At 71.1% G+C, this 20,383-nt stretch carries 17 protein-coding genes and 4 tRNA genes; 11 read left to right on the top strand and 10 right to left on the bottom strand.

All coding sequences use genetic code 11. From position 1 onward, the window contains the following. Nucleotides 1-42 precede the first annotated feature (42 nt). A complete protein-coding gene (locus ACFWNV_RS26755; protein ID WP_383951925.1) occupies nt 43-1,479 on the bottom strand; it encodes a sulfatase-like hydrolase/transferase in 1,437 nt (478 codons plus the stop codon). 139 nt (nt 1,480-1,618) lie between these two features. Continuing rightward, on the bottom strand, nt 1,619-1,714 hold the full coding sequence (locus tag ACFWNV_RS26750) for a putative leader peptide (RefSeq protein WP_383951923.1): 96 nt from the start codon (nt 1,712-1,714) through the stop codon (nt 1,619-1,621). Nucleotides 1,715-1,873: 159 nt separating this feature from the next. Between ACFWNV_RS26750 and purF the strand changes: the two genes are divergently transcribed. Together purF and purM are read left to right on the top strand one after the other, a co-directional pair. Then, nucleotides 1,874-3,391 (top strand): amidophosphoribosyltransferase, encoded by a 1,518-nt coding sequence (purF, locus tag ACFWNV_RS26745; protein WP_383951921.1) that lies wholly within the window; start codon nt 1,874-1,876, stop codon nt 3,389-3,391. A gap of 175 nt (nt 3,392-3,566) precedes the next feature. Next, nucleotides 3,567-4,637 (top strand): phosphoribosylformylglycinamidine cyclo-ligase, encoded by a 1,071-nt coding sequence (purM, locus tag ACFWNV_RS26740; RefSeq protein ID WP_383951919.1) that lies wholly within the window; start codon nt 3,567-3,569, stop codon nt 4,635-4,637. Nucleotides 4,638-4,815: 178 nt separating this feature from the next. Here the strand turns inward: purM and ACFWNV_RS26735 are convergent, their stop codons facing one another. Continuing rightward, nucleotides 4,816-5,085: a DUF3073 domain-containing protein gene (locus tag ACFWNV_RS26735; RefSeq protein ID WP_383951917.1), complete on the bottom strand. Its 270-nt coding sequence runs from the start codon at nt 5,083-5,085 to the stop codon at nt 4,816-4,818. A 308-nt stretch (nt 5,086-5,393) separates the two neighbouring features. Then, on the bottom strand, nt 5,394-6,506 hold the full coding sequence (locus ACFWNV_RS26730; RefSeq protein WP_383951915.1) for a Leu/Phe/Val dehydrogenase: 1,113 nt from the start codon (nt 6,504-6,506) through the stop codon (nt 5,394-5,396). Between the two features lie 181 nt (nt 6,507-6,687). Here ACFWNV_RS26730 and ACFWNV_RS26725 point away from each other — a divergent pair, with 181 nt between their 5' ends. Then, nucleotides 6,688-7,542 (top strand): hypothetical protein, encoded by an 855-nt coding sequence (locus tag ACFWNV_RS26725; protein ID WP_383951913.1) that lies wholly within the window; start codon nt 6,688-6,690, stop codon nt 7,540-7,542. Nucleotides 7,543-8,130: 588 nt separating this feature from the next. Continuing rightward, nucleotides 8,131-8,337 (top strand): developmental transcriptional regulator BldC, encoded by a 207-nt coding sequence (bldC, locus tag ACFWNV_RS26720; RefSeq protein WP_003949541.1) that lies wholly within the window; start codon nt 8,131-8,133, stop codon nt 8,335-8,337. 709 nt (nt 8,338-9,046) lie between these two features. Here bldC and ACFWNV_RS26715 read toward each other — a convergent pair. Together ACFWNV_RS26715 and hrpA are read right to left on the bottom strand one after the other, a co-directional pair. Beyond that, a tRNA-Asp gene (locus ACFWNV_RS26715) sits at nt 9,047-9,120 on the bottom strand. A 69-nt stretch (nt 9,121-9,189) separates the two neighbouring features. Next, nucleotides 9,190-13,125: an ATP-dependent RNA helicase HrpA gene (gene hrpA, locus ACFWNV_RS26710; protein WP_383951911.1), complete on the bottom strand. Its 3,936-nt coding sequence runs from the start codon at nt 13,123-13,125 to the stop codon at nt 9,190-9,192. A 171-nt stretch (nt 13,126-13,296) separates the two neighbouring features. Here hrpA and ACFWNV_RS26705 point away from each other — a divergent pair, with 171 nt between their 5' ends. The 3 genes from ACFWNV_RS26705 (at nt 13,297) to ACFWNV_RS26695 (ending at nt 15,493) form a co-directional block, all read left to right on the top strand. Continuing rightward, complete coding sequence (locus ACFWNV_RS26705; protein ID WP_383951909.1) at nt 13,297-13,803, top strand: hypothetical protein; 507 nt, start codon at nt 13,297-13,299, stop codon at nt 13,801-13,803. Between the two features lie 68 nt (nt 13,804-13,871). Next, nucleotides 13,872-14,636 carry a DsbA family protein gene (locus ACFWNV_RS26700; protein ID WP_383951907.1) on the top strand — a complete coding sequence of 255 codons (765 nt, stop codon included), beginning with the start codon at nt 13,872-13,874 and terminating at the stop codon, nt 14,634-14,636. Then, complete coding sequence (locus tag ACFWNV_RS26695) at nt 14,633-15,493, top strand: cytochrome c biogenesis CcdA family protein (RefSeq protein ID WP_383951905.1); 861 nt, start codon at nt 14,633-14,635, stop codon at nt 15,491-15,493. The genes ACFWNV_RS26700 and ACFWNV_RS26695 overlap by 4 nt, the downstream gene beginning before the upstream one ends. Nucleotides 15,494-15,533: 40 nt before the next feature. Here ACFWNV_RS26695 and ACFWNV_RS26690 read toward each other — a convergent pair. From ACFWNV_RS26690 to ACFWNV_RS26675, 4 genes are all read right to left on the bottom strand, one after another. Next, nucleotides 15,534-15,610 (bottom strand) — tRNA-Phe (locus tag ACFWNV_RS26690). A gap of 22 nt (nt 15,611-15,632) precedes the next feature. Further along, nucleotides 15,633-15,706, bottom strand: a tRNA-Asp gene (locus ACFWNV_RS26685). 38 nt (nt 15,707-15,744) lie between these two features. Continuing rightward, nucleotides 15,745-15,817: transfer RNA gene (locus ACFWNV_RS26680), tRNA-Glu, on the bottom strand. Nucleotides 15,818-15,972: 155 nt separating this feature from the next. Beyond that, nucleotides 15,973-16,323: a metallopeptidase family protein gene (locus tag ACFWNV_RS26675; protein WP_383951903.1), complete on the bottom strand. Its 351-nt coding sequence runs from the start codon at nt 16,321-16,323 to the stop codon at nt 15,973-15,975. Nucleotides 16,324-16,429: 106 nt separating this feature from the next. Here ACFWNV_RS26675 and ACFWNV_RS26670 point away from each other — a divergent pair, with 106 nt between their 5' ends. From ACFWNV_RS26670 to ACFWNV_RS26655, 4 genes are all read left to right on the top strand, one after another. After that, nucleotides 16,430-16,987 carry a CrcB family protein gene (locus ACFWNV_RS26670; RefSeq protein ID WP_383951901.1) on the top strand — a complete coding sequence of 186 codons (558 nt, stop codon included), beginning with the start codon at nt 16,430-16,432 and terminating at the stop codon, nt 16,985-16,987. Continuing rightward, the gene (locus tag ACFWNV_RS26665) at nt 16,984-17,358 is read left to right on the top strand and encodes a fluoride efflux transporter FluC (RefSeq protein ID WP_383951899.1); all 375 of its coding nucleotides are present in this window, start codon (nt 16,984-16,986) and stop codon (nt 17,356-17,358) included. The genes ACFWNV_RS26670 and ACFWNV_RS26665 overlap by 4 nt, the downstream gene beginning before the upstream one ends. Before the next feature lie 116 nt (nt 17,359-17,474). Beyond that, nucleotides 17,475-18,053, top strand: coding sequence for a hypothetical protein (locus tag ACFWNV_RS26660; protein ID WP_383951897.1), 579 nt, complete (start codon nt 17,475-17,477; stop codon nt 18,051-18,053). Between the two features lie 309 nt (nt 18,054-18,362). Next, the coding region (locus ACFWNV_RS26655) for a DEAD/DEAH box helicase (RefSeq protein WP_383951895.1) at nt 18,363-20,383 on the top strand (2,021 nt) is incomplete at its 3' end.

Raw genomic sequence — 20,383 nt, 5'->3', positions numbered from 1 at the left:
GTGGACCAGGCCGCCGACCCGGGGCGGGTGATCAGCGGGTGATCAGCCCGGGTACGGGAGCAGTCCCGCGTCCGTCTTCTCCCAGGCCGCCCGCAGTTCGGCCAGCCGGGCCGGCTCCAGCGCCGCCTTGTCGGCCTGTTCGCGGAGGTCCCCGGCCAGGTTGAAGAGCTGGTCGCGGCCCGCCTTGCCGCGGTAGTACTTCCAGTCGCCGCGGCGCAGCGCCCGCTCCCCGCGCACCCGCCAGAACAGGTTTCGCTCGGCGATCTTCTCGCCGCGCAGCAGGTATCCGGCGAGGCTGACCCCGTCCAGCGGGTACGCCGGGTTCGCGCGGGCGCCGGCCAGCTCCAGCAGGGTGGCCGTCCAGTCCGGGGTGAAGACCGGCACGTGGCTGACCTGGCCGCCGTCGAGCCGGGCGGGCCAGCGCACGATGTTCGGGACCCGGATGCCGCCTTCCTGGAGGGAGGCCTTGTTGCCGGAGAGCGGCCAGTTGTGGGAGAAGCGCTCGCCGCCGTTGTCGCTGGAGAAGAAGACCAGGGTGTCCTCCTCCTGCCCGGAGCGCTTCAGCGCCTTCAGCACCTCGCCGACCGAGCGGTCGAGGTCCTCCACCATCTCCTTGTACTTCTCGATGGACCCGCCGTCCTCGTGCCACAGGGCCCGCTTGTCGCCGGCCTTGATCCGGCGCGTGACCTCGGCGCTGGCCTCGGTGTCCCCGTCGGCTATCCACGGCCAGTGCGGGGTGGTGAAGTTGAGGTTCAGCAGCCACGGCTTGTCACCGTGGTCGCGGGAGACGTACTCGCTCGCCCGCTCGGTCAGGATCCGCGTGTAGTAGCGCAGGTCCTTGTACTCGGCGTCGCCCTCGTAGAGGTCGTACGCGCCGTCGCCGCCCAGCTTGGAGTAGTACTCCAGGGCCCCGCCGAAGTTGCCGAAGAACTCGTCCCAGCCGGACTTGGTCGGGCTGTAGTCGGGCAGGAAGCCGCAGTGCCACTTGCCGATCAGCGCGGTCGCGTACCCGGAGCCGCGCAGCAGCGAGGCCAGCGTCGGGTGGGTCGGCTCCAGGCCCGCCGACTTGTCGGCGATGGGCTCGGCGAGCCCGCCCTTGGCGCGGCCCGGGTAGCGGCCGGTGTACAGGCTGAAGCGGGTCGGGGAGCAGGTCGCGGAGCCCGAGTAGGCGTCGGTGAAGCGGACGCCCTGGCGGGCGAGCCGGTCCAGGTTCGGGGTCTTGATGTGCGGGGAGCCGTAGGAGGACAGGTCGGCCCAGCCGAGGTCGTCCCCGAGGATGAACAGGATGTTCGGGCGGCGGGAGCGGCGGCCCCGCTCGGCCCTGAACTCCCGCTCCTGCGGGCCCGCGTGCCGGTCTTCGGCGGCGGGCGCCGCGTGGGCCGGGGCGGCGGCGCCCAGCCCCACCGCGGCGGCGGCCGCGGTCGCGCCGACCGCGCCGCCGAAGGCGCGCCGGGACAGGTTGGGATCGTTCGAGGTCACGGGTACTCCAGAGCAGGGCCCGCGGGCCGTCCGGTGCGGGCCGGCTCCGGGCAGCGCGGGACGGCGCAGGGCACGGCGGAGCAAACACGAACGGAAAGCGGCGGGGAAAGGAGAAAAGGAAAGGGAAAAGCAGCCGGAGCTACGCGGAACAGCGACACATGGCGCTGGCGACACGGACGAGGTCCACGTGTCGGCGCGCGACGAGGGTGACGGTGCGGTCACCGAGAGGCTGCATGGGCCGGAGCTTGTACGAAACGACAGGCGGCTGTCAACCAGGGCAATCCGGATATTGAGACGACCGGACTCCGAACAGGTCCCGTCACCCTGCGTGCTGTGACATTTCCCGGGCATCCCCAATTCGGACCAGTGGTCGATCTCGCCTACACTCGGGGGCGTGCCTCGTGGTGATGGACGACTCAACCACGACCTGCTCCCCGGTGAAAAGGGCCCCCAGGACGCTTGCGGCGTCTTCGGTGTCTGGGCTCCGGGTGAAGAGGTCGCCAAGCTCACCTACTTCGGACTGTATGCACTGCAGCACCGTGGACAAGAGTCCGCGGGTATCGCTGTGAGCAACGGTTCCCAGATCCTCGTCTTCAAGGACATGGGCCTCGTTTCCCAAGTCTTCGACGAAACCTCTCTCGGCTCGCTCCAGGGTCATATCGCGGTCGGTCACGCCCGCTACTCGACCACTGGTGCCTCCGTCTGGGAGAACGCCCAGCCGACCTTCCGTGCGACCGCCCACGGCTCCATTGCCCTGGGTCACAACGGCAACCTGGTGAACACCGCCGAGTTGGCCGAGATGGTCGCCGACCTCCCCCGTCAGGACGGCCGTGCCACCCAGGTGGCGGCCACCAATGACACCGACCTGGTCACCGCCCTGCTGGCCGGCCAGACGGACGACGACGGCAAGCCCCTGACCATCGAGGAGTCGGCCACCAAGGTCCTCCCGAAGGTGAAGGGCGCCTTCTCGCTCGTCTTCATGGACGAGGGCACGCTCTACACCGCCCGTGACCCGCAGGGCATCCGCCCGCTGGTCCTCGGCCGCCTGGAGCGCGGCTGGGTCGTGGCGAGCGAGACCGCCGCCCTCGACATCTGCGGCGCCAGCTTCGTCCGCGAGGTCGAGCCGGGCGAGCTGATCGCGATCGACGAGAACGGTCTCCGGACCTCTCGCTTCGCAGAAGCAAAGCCCAAGGGCTGTGTCTTCGAGTACGTCTACCTGGCGCGCCCGGACACCGACATCGCCGGCCGGAACGTCTACCTCTCGCGTGTCGAGATGGGACGGCGCCTGGCCAAGGAAGCCCCGGCCGATGCCGACCTGGTGATATCGACACCGGAATCGGGCACGCCCGCCGCCGTCGGCTACGCCGAGGCCAGCGGGATCCCGTACGGGGTCGGCCTGGTCAAGAACGCCTACGTGGGCCGGACCTTCATCCAGCCCTCGCAGACGATCCGCCAGCTCGGCATCCGTCTCAAGCTCAACCCCCTCAAGGAAGTCATCCGGGGCAAGCGCCTGGTGGTCGTCGACGACTCGATCGTCCGCGGCAACACCCAGCGCGCCCTGGTCAAGATGCTCCGCGAGGCCGGCGCGGCGGAGGTCCACATCCGGATCTCCTCGCCGCCGGTGAAGTGGCCGTGCTTCTTCGGCATCGACTTCGCCACCCGGGCCGAGCTGATCGCCAACGGCATGACGGTCGACGAGATCGCCACGTCGATGGGCGCGGACTCGCTCTCGTACATCTCGCTCGACTCGATGATCGAGGCGACCACCATCCAGAAGCCCAACCTCTGCCGTGCCTGCTTCGACGGCGAGTACCCCATGGCGCTGCCCGACCCGCAGCTCCTGGGCAAGCAGCTCCTGGAATCGGAGCTGGCGGGCGGCACCGACGCCGCCGACGCCCTCCGGCGCCCGTAGGGCCCGAGGCAACGCCGCGGTACGCGGGCTCCCACGAGCCCGCGTACCGGGGCCCCTCTCCTCCCCGGCCCCTCTCCTCCCCCCTCATCCTGCTCAACCTGCGCGGGGCCTTCCTTTCAGGCTTTTCCAGGGCCTCGCACCACACGCAGCAACGACACGAAAGCTCTCTCCTGTCATGACAGAGAAGACCACCGGTGCCAGCTACGCAGCCGCGGGCGTGGACATCGACGCGGGAGACCGCGCCGTCGAGCTGATGAAGGAGTGGGTGAAGAAGACGCAGCGCCCCGAGGTCCTGGGCGGCCTCGGCGGTTTCGCCGGCCTCTTCGACGCCTCCGCCCTCAAGCGCTACGAGCGCCCCCTGCTCGCCTCGGCCACCGACGGGGTCGGCACCAAGGTGGACATCGCCCGCCGCATGGGCGTGTACGACACCATCGGCCACGACCTCGTCGCGATGGTCATGGACGACATCGTCGTCTGCGGTGCCGAGCCGCTCTTCATGACCGACTACATCTGCGTCGGCAAGGTTCACCCCGAGCGTGTCGCGGCCATCGTCAAGGGCATCGCCGAGGGCTGCGTGCTGGCCGGCTGCGCCCTGGTCGGCGGCGAGACCGCCGAGCACCCCGGCCTGCTGGGCCCGGAGGACTTCGACGTGGCGGGCGCCGGCACCGGCGTCGTCGAGTACGACCGCCTGCTGGGCGCGGACCGCATCCGTGAGGGCGACGCCGTCATCGCGATGGCCTCCTCCGGTCTTCACTCGAACGGGTACTCGCTGGTCCGCCACGTCCTCTTCGACCGGGCCGGAATGTCCCTGGAGAGCCACGTCGAGGAGCTCGGCCGGACCCTCGGCGAGGAGCTGCTGGAGCCCACCAAGATCTACTCGCTGGACTGCATGGCCCTCACCCGCACGGCCGACGTGCACGCGTACTCCCACATCACGGGCGGCGGCCTCGCGGCCAACCTCGCCCGGGTGATCCCGGACCACCTGCACGCCACGGTCGACCGCTCGACCTGGACCCCGGGCGCGATCTTCGACCTGGTCGGCAAGGCCGGTCAGGTGGAGCGCCTGGAGCTGGAGAAGACCCTGAACATGGGCGTCGGCATGATGGCCGTGGTCCCGCAGGAGTCGGTGGACGTGGCCCTGACCGCCCTGGCCGACCGGGGTGTCGAGGCCTGGGTCGCGGGCGAGATCCTGGACCGCGGCGACCACGCCGAGGGCGCCACGATGACCGGTGACTACGCGGGCTGACCACCTCGGGGAGCCGGCCGGCACCGGCTCCCACGGTGGCCCCCAGTGGGGCTCCCACCTGCGCGAACAGCACGGAAACCCGGCCCGGGGCGATGCCCTGGACCGGGTTTCCGTGCATGTGAAGCTGTGTGCCGCTGCTGAGGATCAGCGCACCGCGAGTTCGACGCCGATGGGCGCGTCAAGCACCGCGACGGTAGACGGACGGACCGGACTCTTCGTCCTCGTCGTCGTCATCGCTGTTGTAGCGCTCCGCGTACTTGGCGTACGGGTCGTCCTCGTCATCATCATCATCAAGCTCGTCATCGACGACCGGCTCGCTGACAGGCAGCGGTTCCGTGTGCGATGCGCCCAGCTCATTGGCCAGACGCGACAAGTCAGTCCCGCCGCTGCTGTACTTCAGCTGGCGGGCGACCTTCGTCTGCTTGGCCTTTGCCCGGCCGCGCCCCATGGCTCGACCCCCTCGGTGACGGGGCTCGACGGCCCCAGAGTCTGACACGCGTTCATGGTTCGGAGCGGGCTCTCCGTGGAGAGACCGTCCGTAGGGGTTTAACGGTACCTGCTTCCGCGGCCATACGGTACGCCGCCCGCATGACGCGCCCCGGTGCAGTACCAGCAAGGCACCCCGTCCTCGCTGGTCAGCTGCGATTTTAGCCGTTTCCTGACGGGCGACCCGCCGAAGCGCAGTGAGTTCCGTCTCGCTGCGCCCCCACGGGCCGCCCAGAAGCCCCCGTAAGGGCCCCGTGAGGGTCGGGAGGGTCAGACGGTGCGCGCCCCGGTGCGGGCGTCCGCCATCCGCTGCTCGGCGATGCGGTCGGCCGCCGCGGCCGGCGGAATCCCGTCCGCCTTCGCACGTGCGAAGATCTCCAGCGTGGTGTCGAAGATCTTCGTGGCCTTGGCCTTGCACCGGTCGAAGTCGAAGCCGCGCAGCTCGTCGGCGACCTGGATGACCCCGCCCGCGTTGACCACGTAGTCCGGCGCGTAGAGGATCCCGCGGTCCGCGAGGTCCTTCTCGATGCCGGGGTGGGCGAGCTGGTTGTTCGCCGCGCCGCAGACGATCTTCGCGGTGAGCGCGGGCACGGAGTCGTCGTTCAGGGCTCCGCCGAGGGCGCAGGGGGCGTAGATGTCCAGGCCCTCCACGCGGATCAGCGCCTCGGTGTCGGCGACGGCGGTCACCTTGCCGGGGTGCTTGTCGAGGATGCGCTGCACGGACTCGGTGCGGACGTCCGTGATGACGACCTCGGCGCCGTCCTCCAGCAGGTGCTCCACCAGGTGGTGGCCGACCTTGCCGACGCCCGCGACGGCGACCTTGCGGCCGCGCAGGGTCGGGTCGCCCCACAGGTGCTGGGCGCTGGCGCGCATGCCCTGGAAGACGCCGAAGGCGGTGAGGACGGAGGAGTCGCCGGCGCCGCCGTTCTCGGGGGAGCGGCCGGTCGCCCAGCGGGTCTCGCGGGCCACGACGTCCATGTCGGCCACGTAGGTGCCGACGTCGCAGGCGGTCACGTAGCGGCCGCCGAGGGACTCCACGAACCGGCCGTAGGCCAGCAGCAGTTCCTCGGACTTGAGGACGTCCGGGTCGCCGATGATGACGGCCTTGCCGCCGCCGAGGTCGAGCCCGGCGAGCGCGTTCTTGTACGACATGCCGCGCGAGAGGTTCAGCGCGTCGAGGACGGCCTCCTCGTCCGAGGCGTACGCGTGGAACCGCGTACCGCCGAGGGCGGGGCCCAGGGCGGTGGAGTGGATCGCGATGACGGCCTTCAGGCCGGAGGCTCGGTCCTGGCACAGCACGACTTGCTCGTGGCCGCCCTGTTCGCTGCGGAACAGGGTGTGCAGGACGCCGTCGGTCATTTCGGTCACGGTGGTGACTCCCATGGAAGAGATGCGGCGGGAAAGACGCCCGCCCTGCGGGTGGGGGAGGGCGCGCTGGGAGCAGCGTAAGACCTCGGGGGCCCGGCGATCCTCCCGGTCCGGAGATCGGGACACTCAAGGGTTAGAGGCGGGCGGGTGACCGCCCGCCGGAGTAGCGCCGGGCGGGGCGGGGGAGTACGAGAGCGTGAGCGAATCCCCCGATCCCCGGCTGCCGTCCGCCCGCTCGGCCCCCGCCGTCCCCTACGCCTCCTACCTGCGTGTCTACGAGCCGCTGACGGCCTTTCCGGAGCCCGAGCGCACCCACTGGGCCGATTACGCCCGGCGCGGGACCGTCCCGACCGCCCAGGACGAACTGCGACGGTCGCTGGTGGACTTGGTGCGGGTGCCCGTGGTCGGCGTCCCGGCGCACGAGAGCGCGGACGCCTTCACCGCCGAGGTCGGCGGGGTCCTGCTGGTCTGCCCCTGGCGTACGAGGCTGCGCGGCTGGCTCGCGCTCCAGGAGCTGGTGGCCGAGTTCCCGCTCCCGGTGCTCGACGCCGCCCTGCCCGCGGCCGCCCGGCGCCGCGCGGCCGAGGAGTACGAGCTCTGGCGCGGGCGCAATCCCGATGCGCGGCCGTGGATCCGCACCGGGGTGTGGCAGGTGCCGCTGCGCTGGTTCGTGCTGGTGTCCGACGAGGAGCGGGAGTACGTGCCGGGCGAGCTGCTGCGCTACCGGACGCCGATGGTGCAGGCCCGGCGCCGGCTCGCGCGCGGGCTGCGGACCCTGCGGGAGGCGGAGGGGTACGGGATGCTCGCCGAGGGGCTGGTGGAGGTCGGGAGCTGGCTGGAGGAGTTCCACCCCCGCTCGATGGTGGAGCTGGACTACGGGGGGCTGCTGCACGCGCTGCCGGCGGAGCGGCTCGACGCCGACCACTCGGCGGCGGACCTGGCGGCGGGGCTCGCGGCCCTGCGGAGCGGGGACCGGGACGGGGCGGCGCGGACGTACGGGGCCCTGGCGGAGCGGTGGCGGGCGGTCCGGGAGAGACTCTTCGCCAATTGAGGTGGCCGGTTCCGGTTCCTGGCCGAGTGACCTGCACGACCTCGGTAGCGAGTCCGGAAGCGGTTGTCCATCCGCCGATCGGCCGAGCACGGAAGAGAACGGCCAGCTCAAGGCCGGGATGCCCTCTTTTGGGTCTTTGTTCCGGGACCTACGTCCCGATACGGGCCATTGGCCCAAGCGTGACGGACCGCACTTTCTACACCCTTGCGCCCTTCCCCTACCCTCGTGCCAAAATAGGACAAGGAGTCCGGGGAGGGTTCCTTCCGTCCAACTAAGGGCGGAATGCTCGGTATTGCACTCTACGGGGGGTCTGACGACTCCTGATCGCTCTGTGACTGATCGTCACAGTGGGGTGACTGTCCGTTATGGGACGGTCCATCGGCTTCCGCCGCTGATGAACACCTCGGAGGGCAATTCCATCGGTTTGGCCGTCGAGGCTGGACGGATGGTGTAGTTGTAGTGCCGAGGACAAGCCGTTCGTCCTATAACCGACTCGGCCCGCGTATGTCCATTTCGGGCAACGTGGGCCAAGGTGCAGAATTTAGAGGAAAGAACCGAGATGGTTCGGTTCTCCCGAGGAGGCCGCTCATGACCGCTCGCACCCCTGATGCCGAGCCGCTGCTGACCCCGGCTGAGGTTGCCACGATGTTCCGCGTGGACCCGAAGACGGTCACCCGTTGGGCCAAGGCTGGCAAGCTCACGTCCATCCGCACCCTGGGTGGACACCGCCGCTACCGCGAGGCTGAGGTCCGCGCACTGCTTGCGGGAATTCCGCAGCAGCGCAGCGAGGCCTGAGGTTCCGCAGCACTACTTATTACCGGGTCTATATCGGGTCCCCCAATCCGATGAGCCCCACACAGCTTCAAACGACTGGACCTGCCCCAACAGGTTCATCAGTCGTTCGATCGCGCTGGACTCCGCCGGGTCCAGCGCGATCTTTTTTTATGCCCTGGTCAGGGCCTTATCGAGCTGATGTGCGGAGCCGGCCGGGGTGGGTGCAATGGCACATATAAAATCGAGTGGGCGTATGAGTCCCATAAAAGCGTGCGTCTCAAAAACACGTGGGGTGACTCCCGTCACAGATGATCACTCTTGTGGATCAGGCAATGCACCCCGTAAAGGGACGTGCCGCGCAGACCGCATCATCCGGACGGGCGATTCCGCGGGCCCGGTGAGGTCCGCGGCGGGGCCTGCCGTGGGGCCGCCGTGGGGCCGCGTCGAGGCCGTGGCGGGCCGCGCGGCGGGCCCGGGTTTCTCCGCGGGCCCCGCGTGGGGCTCCAGGCGCCCCTGAGCGTGCCGTGAAGGGCCTCGTGGGGGTCCAGGGGGAGCTGGGGGCCAATCGGGGTCGTGGGGCGGGCTGGTGGGCCATCCGGCGCAACGGGGGGCCCGGCCCGTGTCCACACCTGCGCCCGTGTCCACACCCACACCCGTGCCCGTGCCGACGCTCGTGCCCCGGAAACGCGTCAGGGCCCGCATCCAGAGGATGCGGGCCCTGACGATCTTGCGAACCTGACGGGACTTGAACCCGCGACCTCCACCTTGACAGGGTGGCGAGCTAACCAACTGCTCCACAGGTCCTTGACTTGCACCCGCTGGGCGGCTGCGAATCAGACTGTACCGCAGCTCAGGGGGTGCAGTCGAACCCGATCACCGAGCAGGCCCCGGGGCCGCCGCGTCCACCGCCTTCACGATGCGCTTGTCGGAGACCGGATAGGCCGTTCCGAGCGCGTGCGCGAAGTAGCTGACGCGCAGTTCCTCGATCATCCAGCGGATCTCGGTGACCTCCGCCGGGACCGGCCTGCCCTTCGGCAACTGCTCCAGCAGCCACAGGTACTCGTCCCGCATCTCGTGGACCTTCTCCATGCGCGTGGTGTCGCGCTGGACGCCCGTGGGCATCTGCTGGAGCCGCCGGTCGACGGCCACGAGGTAGCGCATCAGGTCCGGCAGCCGGCGCAGTCCGGTCAGCGTGACGAAGCCGGCCGGCATGAGGGCGGCGAGCTGCGTCCTGGCGTCCTGGACGTTGGCCACCAGGGCGAGGCTGGCCGTGGTCTTCAGCCGGCGCTCACAGGCCTGCCAGGCGGCCAGCACCTGCTGCACCTGCGTGATGGTCCGTACGGTCGTGTCCACCAGGTCGGCCCGCACGGCCTCGTAGAGCTTGCGGAAGCCCGCCTCGTCCCAGGCCGGCCCGCCGTGCCGCGCGATCAGGTGGTCGGCGGCCGCGGTCGCACAGTCGTCGAACAGGGCCTGGATGGAGCCGTGCGGATTGCGCGACAGCGCCAGCTTCTGCTGGTTGCTCAGGTGGTCCGAGGCGAACTTCGCCGGGTTCACCGTGATGTTGAGCAGGATGAGGCGCCGGGTGCCGAGCCGCATCGCCTGCTGCTGCTCCGCCTCGGTGTCGAAGAGGCGTACGGAGACGCTCGTACCGGCGTCCACCAGCGCCGGGTACGCCTTCACCGGCTGCCCGGCCCGGCGGGTCTCGAAGACCTTGGTCAGCGTGCCGATCGTCCAGTCCGTCAGCCCGGTCTTCTCCACCGACTCCCCGCCCTCGCGCTCGGCGCTGGCCGCGGCGGCCTGCGAGAGCGCCTGGCGGGCCTTGGGCTTGAGCTGGAGCCGCAGGGCCTCCAGGTCCTTGGCCTCGGCGAGGTTCTTGCGGCGTTCGTCGACGATCCGGAAGGTGATCTTCAGGTGGTCGGGGATACGGGTCAGGTCGAAGTCCTCGGGGCTGACCGGGACCCCGACCATCCGCTGGAGCTCCCGGGCCAGCGTCACGTGCACGGGCTCCTGCAGCGGATGCGAGGTGGCCAGGAAGCGGGTCGCGTAGTTCGGCGCGGGCACGTAGTGCCGGCGGATCGGCTTCGGGAGGGACCGGATCAGCTCCGTGACCACCTCCTCGCGCAGACCCGGGATCTGCCAGTCGAAGCCCTCGTCCGTGACCTGGTTCAGCACCTGGAGCGGGATGTGGACGGTCACGCCGTCCGCGTCCGCGCCGGGCTCGAACTGGTAGGTCACCCGGAACTTCAGCGGGCCCTGCATCCAGGAGTCCGGATAGTCGGCCTTGGTGACCCCGGCCGCCTTCTCCGTCAGGAGCATCTCCCGCTCGAAGTCGAGCAGTTCGGGTTCGTCGCGCTTCTTGTGCTTCCACCAGGAGTCGAAGTGCGCCCCGGAGACCACGTGCTCCGGGATCCGCTGGTCGTAGAAGTCGAAGAGGGTCTCGTCGTCGACCACGATGTCGCGGCGCCGGGCCCGGTTCTCCAGCTCCTCCACCTCGGTGAGGAGCTTGCGGTTGTCGGCGTAGAACTTGTGGTGGGTCCGCCAGTCGCCCTCGACGAGAGCGTTGCGAATGAACAGTTCGCGCGAGACCTCGGGGTCGATCCGGCCGTAGTTGATCTTCCGCTGCGCGACGATCGGCACCCCGTAGAGCGTGACCTTCTCGAAGGCCATCACGGCCGCCTGGTCCTTCTCCCAGTGCGGCTCGCTGTACGTGCGCTTGATCAGGTGCTGGGCGAGCGGCTCCACCCACTCCGGCTCGACCTTGGCGTTCACCCGGGCCCACAGCCGCGAGGTCTCCACCAGCTCGGCCGACATCAGGAACTTGGGCTGCTTCTTGAACAGCGAGGAGCCCGGGAAGATCGCGAACTTGGCGGACCGGGCGCCCAGGTACTCGTTCTTGTCGGTGTCCTTCAGCCCGATGTGCGACAGCAGGCCGGCCAGCAGCGAGATGTGCACGCTCGTCTCGGGGGCGTCGGCCTCGTTGACGTGGATGCCCATGGACCTGGCGACCGTACGCAGCTGCGAATAGATGTCCTGCCATTCGCGGATCCGCAGGAAGTTCAGGTACTCCTGCTTGCACATCCGGCGGAAGGAGGACGAGCCGCGCTCCTTCTGCTGCTCCCGGACGTAGCGCCACATGTTCAGGAACGAGAGGAAGTCGCTCGTCTCGTCCTTGAACCGGGCGTGGTTCTGGTCCGCCTGCGTCTGCTTGTCCGAGGGCCGCTCGCGCGGGTCCTGGATGGACAGGGCCGCAGCGATGACCATGACCTCGCGGACGCAGTTGTTCTTGTCCGCCTCCACCACCATGCGGGCCAGGCGCGGGTCCACGGGCAGCTGGGAGAGCTGGCGGCCCATGGGCGTGAGGCGCTTCTTGTGGTCCTTCTCGTTCGGATCGAGCGCCCCGAGCTCCTGGAGCAGCTGCACGCCGTCGCGGATGTTGCGGTGGTCCGGCGGGTCGATGAAGGGGAACTTCTCGATCTCGCCGAGGCCGGCCGCGGTCATCTGGAGGATGACGGAGGCCAGGTTGGTGCGCAGGATCTCCGCGTCCGTGAACTCCGGACGGGTGAGGAAGTCGTCCTCCGAGTACAGCCGGATGCAGATGCCGTCCGAGGTACGGCCGCAGCGGCCCTTGCGCTGGTTGGCGCTGGCCTGCGAGACCGCCTCGATGGGCAGCCGCTGGACCTTGGTGCGGTGGCTGTAGCGGGAGATGCGGGCGGTGCCCGGGTCGATCACGTACTTGATGCCGGGGACGGTCAGCGAGGTCTCGGCGACGTTGGTGGCCAGGACGATCCGCCGACCGGTGTGCTGCTGGAAGACGCGGTGCTGCTCCGCGTGCGAGAGGCGCGCGTAGAGGGGGAGCACCTCGGTCAGGCGGAGCTTGCGCTTCTCCAGCGCGTCCGCCGTGTCGCGGATCTCGCGCTCGCCGGAGAGGAAGACCAGGATGTCGCCCGGCCCCTCCGCCTGGAGCTCGTCCACGGCCTCGCAGATCGCGGTGATCTGGTCGCGGTCGCTGTCCTCGGAGTCGTCTTCGAGGAGCGGCCGGTAGCGGACCTCGACCGGGTACGTCCGGCCGCTGACCTCCACGACCGGGGCGTCGCCGAAGTGCCGGGAGAAGCGCTGCGGGTCGATGGTCGCCGAGGTGATGATCACCTTGAGGTCGGGGCGCTTGGGCAGCAGCGTGGCCAGGTAGCCGAGCAGGAAGTCGATGTTCAGCGACCGCTCGTGGGCCTCGTCGATGATGATCGTGTCGTACGCGCGCAGCTCGCGGTCCGTCTGGATCTCGGCGAGCAGGATGCCGTCCGTCATCAGCTTGACGAAGGTCGCGTCCTGGTCCACCTGGTCGGTGAACCGGACCTTCCAGCCGACGGTCTGGCCGATCTCGGACTTCAGCTCCTCCGCGATGCGCTCCGCGACCGTGCGGGCCGCGATCCGGCGGGGCTGGGTGTGCCCGATCATGCCCCGGACCCCGCGCCCCAGCTCCATGCAGATCTTGGGGATCTGCGTGGTCTTGCCGGAGCCGGTCTCGCCCGCGACGATCACGACCTGGTGGTCGCGTATCGCCTCGGCGATCTCGTCCTTCTTCTGGCTGACGGGCAGGTTCTCGGGATACGTGACCTCGGGCATGCGCGAGGCGCGACCGGCCAGTCGCGCGGCGGCCGTTTCGGCCTCCGCGGCGATCTCGTCGAGCACGGCCTGCTTGGCCTCGGGCTTTCGGATGCGGCGCGCGCCTTCGAGGCGGCGGCCGAGGCGGTGCGCGTCACGGAGGGAGATCTCACCGAGAAGCGTCTGCAGGGCGGCGAAGGAAGTAGACATACCTGGTCGAGGATCTCACCCGTAGGTGCCGGGTGGCGAACGCATTTGTGGGGCCGACCCGTACCATTTCGGGACGAGTCCCCCGAGTGTTACCCCGATGTGTCCCCCCGACGTGTCCCCGGCGATGTCCCGGTGCCGTCGCGGTGCCCCCCCAGCGAGAGGCCGCCCACGATGTCCCGCAACCGCCGCCTCCGGTGCGTGTTCGCGGTGCTCCTGGGCTGGGCCCTGCTGGCCGGGACCTTCCAGTCGGCGGCGGCCCCGGCGGCAGCCCGGGTCGCGGCGGCTCCGACGGCCGCCGTTACCCCGGCCGCCGTCCCCGGCGTGACCCCGGCCGCCGTCCCCGGCGTGACCCCGGCCGCCGTCCCCGGCGTGACCCCGGCCGCCGCCCCCTCCGCGGCCCCGGCCCCCGCGGAAGCCGGCGCCGCCCGGCCCGGCGCGGTCTTCGCCGTCTCCGCCGTCCCGGCCGGGCCCGCCTGCGCGCCGGGATCCCCCGGCCGGGACGGCGTACCCGCCCTGCCGGGGCGGGCCGCGTCCGACCAGGCCCAGGTCCAGGCCCCGCCCGCGCGGCCCGGGCCCGAGGTGGCGGCCGCGTCGCGGGCGATAGCCGTACGGGTCCTCGTACGCGGGCCCGGCCAGTCGGCGCCGTCCCCGCTGGAGCTGTCCGTGATGCGGGTCTAGGAGGACCGGCCGCATCAGCCGCCCGGTCCGTCCGCCCCTCCCGTCCCGCACAGCCATGGAGCACCCGTATGTCCGCATCCCCTTCCTCCTCCTCTTCCTCCCGCAAGCCCCTGCTGATCTCCGCCGGAGTCGCCCTCGCCGCCGTCACCCTGGGCCTCGTCTCCTGGCAGGCCACCAAACCCGATCACGGCACCGACGGCGCCGCCCGGCCGTCCGCGGCCGCCTCCTCGGAGACTCCGGGGGCCGGAGCGGCCACGGACCCCGCCGCGCAGCTCAAGGCCCTGGCCCGGCGCGAGGCCGGGGACAAGCTCGCCGCCGGCCGGGCCGACGCCCCCGTCGTCCTGATCGAGTACTCCGACTTCAAGTGCGGCTACTGCGGGAAGTTCGCCCGCGACACCGAGCCCGCGCTCGTGAAGAAGTACGTGGAGGACGGCACCCTGCGCATCGAGTGGCGCAACTTCCCGATCTTCGGCGCCGACTCCGAGGCCGCCGCCAAGGCCGCCTGGGCGGCGGGGCAGCAGGACCGCTTCGCGCAGTTCCACGCAGCCGCGTACGCCGAGGGCGCCAAGGAGAAGGGCTTCGGCGCGGAGCGGCTGACCGAGCTGGCGCGCGAGGCCGGGGTCCCGGACCTGGAGCGCTTCGCGGCGGACATGGCCGGGGAACAGGCCGCCGCCGCGCTCCGCAAGGACCAGGACGAGGGCTACCGCATCGGCGTGACCTCCACCCCGTCCTTCCTGATCAACGGGCAGCCCATCGCGGGAGCCCAGCCCGCGGCGGCCTTCGACGCCGCCATCGCCAAGGCCAAGGCACAGGCGCAGGCGGCCGCGAAGTGACCGACGCCGGATACCTGGCCGCCCTCCTCGGCGGCCTCCTGGCGCTGCTCAGCCCGTGCAGCGCACTGCTCCTGCCCGCCTTCTTCGCGTACTCCATCGACTCCACGTCCCGGCTGCTGGCGCGCACCGGGATCTTCTACGCGGGCCTCGCGACCACCCTCGTACCGCTGGGGGCGGCGGGTTCGTACGCCGGGCGGTTCTTCCACGGCAACCGCGAGGCCCTCGTGCTGTTCGGCGGCTGGCTGATCATCGGGCTCGGGATCGCCCAGATCCTCGGTCTGGGCTTCGCCCCGAAGCGGCTCTCCGAGCTGTCGGGAAGGATCCGGCCGACCACCGCCCTGTCGGTGTACGCGCTGGGCGCGGTCTACGGACTGGCCGGCTTCTGCGCCGGACCCATCCTCGGCAGCGTGCTGACGGTCGCGGCCGTCAGCGGCAGCCCGGTCTACGGGGGCCTGCTGCTGGCGGTCTACGCACTGGGCATGGCCGTGCCGCTGTTCGTGCTGGCACTGCTCTGGGAGCGCTTCGACCTGGGCCGCCGGCGCTGGCTGCGCGGCCGCGCCTTCTCGTTCGGCCGCTTCGAACTGCACACCACCTCGCTCGCCTCGGGCCTGTTCTTCGTCCTGCTCGGCGTGCTGTTCCTGGCCTACGACGGGGCGAGCGCCCTGCCGGGGCTGCTGGACGTGGACGATTCGTTCGCGGTGGAGCAGCGGGTGCAGGCGGTGGCGGACGCGGTTCCGGACTGGGCGCTGCTCGGGGCGGTGGCCGTGGCGGCGGCGGGCGTGGGCCTGGCGCAGTGGCGCCGGCGGACCCGGGCGGCGGCGAGCGCGGACGCGGGTGCGGGCACGGAAGGGGAATGACGAAGAAGGCCCCGTCCGATGGACGGGGCCTTCTTGATTCTGGTGGCTGGGGCCGGGGTCGAACCGGCGACCTATCGCTTTTCAGGCGATCGCTCGTACCAACTGAGCTACCCAGCCACGAAACCGTTTCCGGCTTCAGCGAACCTGACGGGACTTGAACCCGCGACCTCCACCTTGACAGGGTGGCGAGCTAACCAACTGCTCCACAGGTCCTTGCAATGTGCGAGACGAGTCTCGCACACGGTAATGCGTACCCCCAACGGGATTCGAACCCGTGCTACCGCCTTGAAAGGGCGGCGTCCTGGGCCACTAGACGATGAGGGCTAAAGGCCCGCCGGGCACTTTCCAGCGCGTCGGGGACGTGAGAAGCATATGGGATCCCGGCGGCGATCGCCAAAACGGTTTCCGCGGGCGGGTCAGGGGCGGGCCGCAGGAGGATCCGGAGGCAGCCCGGAGGAGGCCGGAGGCGGGCCGGCAGCTCAGCCCCAGCCCAGTTCGTGGAGCCGCTCGTCGTCGATCCCGAAGTGGTGGGCGATCTCGTGGACCACCGTCACGGCCACCTCGTGGACCACCTCGTCCGTGCTCCCGCACATCCGCAGGGTCGGCCCCATGTAGATCGAGATCCGGTCGGGCAGCACCCCGGCGTACCACTCCCCGCGCTCCGTGAGCGGGGTCCCCTCGTAGAGGCCGAGCAGCTCCGGGTCGTCGGCGGCGGGCTCGTCCTCCACGAAGACGGCCACGTTGTCCATGACCCGGGTCAGCTCCTCGGGGATCGAGTCCAGCGCTTCGGCCACCAGCTCTTCGAACGCGTCACGCGTCATCTCCAGCACGGGGCCATTCTCCCGTGCCGAGGCCCGTTTGCGGCGGCTCGTTTCCGGCGGGCCGGGACCCGGCGCGCGAGAATGACCCGGTGGCGACCTGTGAAGCGGAGCGCGGATGACCCGGCCGTCGGAGGGTGCCCGGCCGTCGGAGGGGGCTCGGCCGTCCGAGGGGGCCGAGGCCATCGACCCGGACGTGGACCTGCACGTGCCGGCGCAGCGCGCCGAACCCCAGCGCCGGGTGCTCGCGGCCGTGGCGGCGGGCGGCGCCGCGGGCGCCGCGGCCCGGTACGGGGTCGGACTGCTGTGGCCGGCCGCGCCCGCGGCCTTCCCGTGGGGCACCTTCTGGATCAACGTGTCGGGCTGCGCGCTCATCGGCGTCCTCATGGTGCTGATCAGCGAGGGCGGCCGCTCGGCGCATCCCCTCGTACGGCCCTTCCTCGGGGTCGGGGTGCTCGGCGGGTTCACCACCTTCTCCACCTACGCCGTGGACTTCGCGCGGCTCCTCGGCGCCGGCGAGGCCGGCACCGCGCTGGCGTACGCCGGGCTCACGGTGGCCGGGGCGCTGGGCGCGGTGTGGACGGCGGCGGTGATCACCCGGCGCGCGGTCGGCGACGGCCCGCGGCCGGGTCCGGGGTCGGGTCCGCGGGCGGGGCGGGGGGCGGGTCGGGGATGAACTGGCTGATCGTCATGGTGGGCGCGGCCGTCGGGGCGCCCCTGCGGTACCTGACCGACCGCGCGGTGCAGGCGCGGCACGACTCGGTCTTCCCCTGGGGGACCTTCGTGGTGAACGCGGCCGCCTCCCTGATGCTGGGGGCGCTGACCGGGGCGGTGCTGGACGGGGCCGCCTCCTCGCGGCTGAACCTGCTGCTCGGCACCGGGCTGTGCGGGGCGCTGAGCACCTACTCGACGTTCTCCTACGAGACGCTGCGCCTGGCCGAGCGGGGCTGGAAGTTCCTGGCGGCGGCGAACGTGAGCGCCTCGGTGCTGGTCGGGCTGGGCGGGGTCACGCTCGGTCATCAGGTGGCGGGACAAATGTTCGCCTGACGGTGCGGCCCGCGTCCCCCTTGGGGCGTGCTGGGGCGTGTCCCTTACGGGGTACAGGGAGTTGGGCACATTGACCCGCGCATCGCGGACCCTTGCCAGCGTTCCGGAGGTGCCCCGTGCGCCAGTTGTCCGCTTCCCTCCGCTCCTCGCGTCCCTCCCGCTCGCTCCGGCTCGCCGTCGCCGCGCTCGCTGTGGCGGCGACCGCGGGATGCATGAGCGTCGGGGAGGACGCCGCGAAGCCCGGGCCCTCCGCATCGGCGGGCCTCCAGGGCGGCAAGTCCGGCGGCGGCTCCTCGTCCGGGAAGGGCGCCGCGAACCAGGGCGGCGGCCACGGCTCGAAGGGCGGTACGGGGAACCAGGACGGCAAGGCCGGAGGCCCCGGGAACGCCTCCGGCGCGGCCGGGGCCTCCCCCAGCCCGGGCGCGCCGGCCGGTCCGCCCGGGGCGCCCTCGCCGTCGGCCGGTCCGGGCGGCGGAGCCGGCGGCCAGGGGCCCCAGCAGCCCCCGACGGGCGGTTCCGGCTCCGGGTCGGGCTCCGGCGGAGGCGGCGCCTCCGGGGGCGGCCAGCCCGCCTCCCCGACCCCGGAGCCGCCGAGCCCCGCCCCGCCGGTCTCCCCGCCGCCCGTGACGGAACCCACACCGAGTCCGGAGCCCCCGAAGCCGGAGCCGACGCCCGAACCGGGCGGGCAGCCGTAGGCCCGAGAGGGGCTCGGCCCTGGGGCGATCCGCCCGCCGGGCTCCGGTGGGCGGAGGGTGTTTCCGCAGGTCAGCGCCTTCTTTGGGGGAGCGACTTGCCAGACCCGGGGGAGGGTGCGTATGGTTATAGATCGTTTGATCCCATTGCCCGGCGCCGACTCCGAAGAGCGCCGCGTGGCGCGTACTCTCCCCAACCGTGGCTGACCGCATTGAGGCGGTCGATTTGCGATTCACGGAGTTTGGGCGCGTGCCGAGACTCCGGAAGGTTTCGCATTTCGCATGTCCATTTCCAGTTCTGACCGTTCCGTCATGCCCGAGAACGACTCCAACGAGATCGTCGACGCCGAGACCCTCGCCGTCACCGAGGCCCTTGAGGCCGTCGTCACCGACGAGATCATCGAGGCCCTCGAGGCCGACGTGACGAACCACGAGTCCGACGAGTCCGATGACTCCTTCGAGGACTCCACCGAAGACTTCAACGAAGACGCCGAGGCCGACGCCGCCGACGCCGAGCCCACCCTGACCTTCGGCGACCTCGGTCTGCCCGAGGGCATCGTGCGCAAGCTCGCCCAGAACGGCGTCACCGCGCCCTTCCCGATCCAGGCCGCGACCATCCCGGACGCCCTGGCCGGCAAGGACATCCTCGGCCGTGGCCGCACCGGCTCCGGCAAGACCCTCTCCTTCGGTCTGCCGACCCTGGCCTCGCTGGCCGGCGGGCACACCGAGAAGAAGAAGCCCCGCGCGATCATCCTGACGCCGACGCGTGAGCTCGCGATGCAGGTCGCGGACGCTCTCCAGCCCTACGGCGACGTGCTCGGCCTCAAGATGAAGGTCGTCTGCGGCGGTACCTCCATGAGCAACCAGATCTTCGCTCTGGAGCGCGGTGTCGACGTCCTCGTCGCCACCCCGGGCCGTCTGCGCGACATCATCAACCGTGGCGCCTGCTCCCTGGCCAACGTCCAGGTCGCGGTCCTCGACGAGGCCGACCAGATGGCGGACCTGGGCTTCCTGCCCGAGGTCACCGAGCTGCTCGACCAGATCCCCGGCGGCGGCCAGCGCATGCTCTTCTCCGCCACCATGGAGAACGAGATCGGCACCCTGGTCAAGCGCTACCTGACCAACCCCGTCACGCACGAGGTCGACAGCGCGCAGGGCAACGTCACGACCATGACGCACCACGTCCTCGTCGTGAAGCCGAAGGACAAGGCGCCGGTCACGGCCGCCATCGCCGCCCGCAAGGGCCGCACCATCATCTTCGTCCGCACCCAGCTGGGCGCCGACCGCATCGCCGAGCAGCTCATCGAGTCCGGTGTGAAGGCCGACGCGCTGCACGGCGGCATGACGCAGGGTGCCCGTACCCGCGTCCTCGCCGACTTCAAGGACGGCTACGTCAACGCGCTCGTCGCCACCGACGTCGCCGCCCGCGGCATCCACGTCGACGGCATCGACCTGGTCCTGAACGTGGACCCGGCCGGCGACCACAAGGACTACCTGCACCGCTCGGGCCGTACCGCCCGCGCCGGCAAGTCCGGTGTCGTCGTGTCGCTGGCGCTCCCGCACCAGCGCCGCCAGATCTTCCGCCTGATGGAGGACGCGGGCGTCGACGCCTCGCGCCACATCGTCCAGGGCGTCGGCGCCTTCGACCCCGAGGTCGCCGAGATCACCGGTGCCCGTTCGCTGACCCAGGTCCAGGCCGACTCCGCGAACAACGCCGCGAAGCAGGCCGAGCGCGAGGTCGCCGACCTCACCAAGCAGCTGGAGCGCCTCTCCCGCCGCGCCGTCGAGCTGCGCGAGGAGGCCGACCGCCTGGTCGCCCGCTCCGCGCGTGAGCGCGGCGAGGACCCGGAGGCCGCTGTCGCCGAGGTGGTCGAGGCCGCCGAGGCCGAGGTCGCGGCCGCCGTGGCCGAGCCGGTCGCGGAGGAGCGTCCCGCGTTCCAGAGCCGTGACGACCGTGGCAACTACGAGCGCCGTGACAACCGTCGCGACGACCGTGGCGGCGACCGCGGCGGTGACCGTGGCAGCTTCCGCCGCGACGACCGCGGTGACCGTGGTGGCGACCGTGGCGGCTTCCGCTCCGGTGGCGACCGTCCGTCCGGTGGCTTCCGCTCGGGCGGCGACCGTCCGACCGGTGGTGGCTTCCGTCGTGACGACCGTCCTTCGGGCGGCTTCAACCGTGACGACCGTGGTGGCGACCGTGGCGGCTTCCGCTCCGGTGGCGACCGTCCGGCCGGCGGCGGCTTCCGCTCCGGTGGCGACCGTCCGACCGGTGGTGGCTTCCGTCGTGACGACCGTCCCTCGGGCGGCTTCCGCGCCGGGGGCGTGGGGGGGCT

Origin of the sequence: Streptomyces sp. NPDC058401, from assembly GCF_042722885.1 — a bacterium.
Taxonomy (GTDB): Bacteria; Actinomycetota; Actinomycetes; order Streptomycetales; family Streptomycetaceae; genus Streptomyces.
This window is presented reverse-complemented; position numbering and strand designations above follow the sequence as displayed.

Bases quoted from the DNA above. Each gene is read 5' to 3' on its own strand.
- ACFWNV_RS26750 (WP_383951923.1), bottom strand. From the start codon at position 1,714: ATGCAGCCTCTCGGTGACCGCACCGTCACCCTCGTCGCGCGCCGACAC.
- purM (WP_383951919.1), top strand. From the start codon at position 3,567: ATGACAGAGAAGACCACCGGTGCCAGCTACGCAGCCGCGGGCGTGGAC.
- ACFWNV_RS26735 (WP_383951917.1), bottom strand. From the start codon at position 5,085: ATGGGGCGCGGCCGGGCAAAGGCCAAGCAGACGAAGGTCGCCCGCCAG.
- ACFWNV_RS26730 (WP_383951915.1), bottom strand. From the start codon at position 6,506: ATGGGAGTCACCACCGTGACCGAAATGACCGACGGCGTCCTGCACACC.
- bldC (WP_003949541.1), top strand. From the start codon at position 8,131: ATGACCGCTCGCACCCCTGATGCCGAGCCGCTGCTGACCCCGGCTGAG.
- hrpA (WP_383951911.1), bottom strand. From the start codon at position 13,125: ATGTCTACTTCCTTCGCCGCCCTGCAGACGCTTCTCGGTGAGATCTCC.
- ACFWNV_RS26705 (WP_383951909.1), top strand. From the start codon at position 13,297: ATGTCCCGCAACCGCCGCCTCCGGTGCGTGTTCGCGGTGCTCCTGGGC.
- ACFWNV_RS26700 (WP_383951907.1), top strand. From the start codon at position 13,872: ATGTCCGCATCCCCTTCCTCCTCCTCTTCCTCCCGCAAGCCCCTGCTG.
- ACFWNV_RS26670 (WP_383951901.1), top strand. From the start codon at position 16,430: ATGACCCGGCCGTCGGAGGGTGCCCGGCCGTCGGAGGGGGCTCGGCCG.
- ACFWNV_RS26665 (WP_383951899.1), top strand. From the start codon at position 16,984: ATGAACTGGCTGATCGTCATGGTGGGCGCGGCCGTCGGGGCGCCCCTG.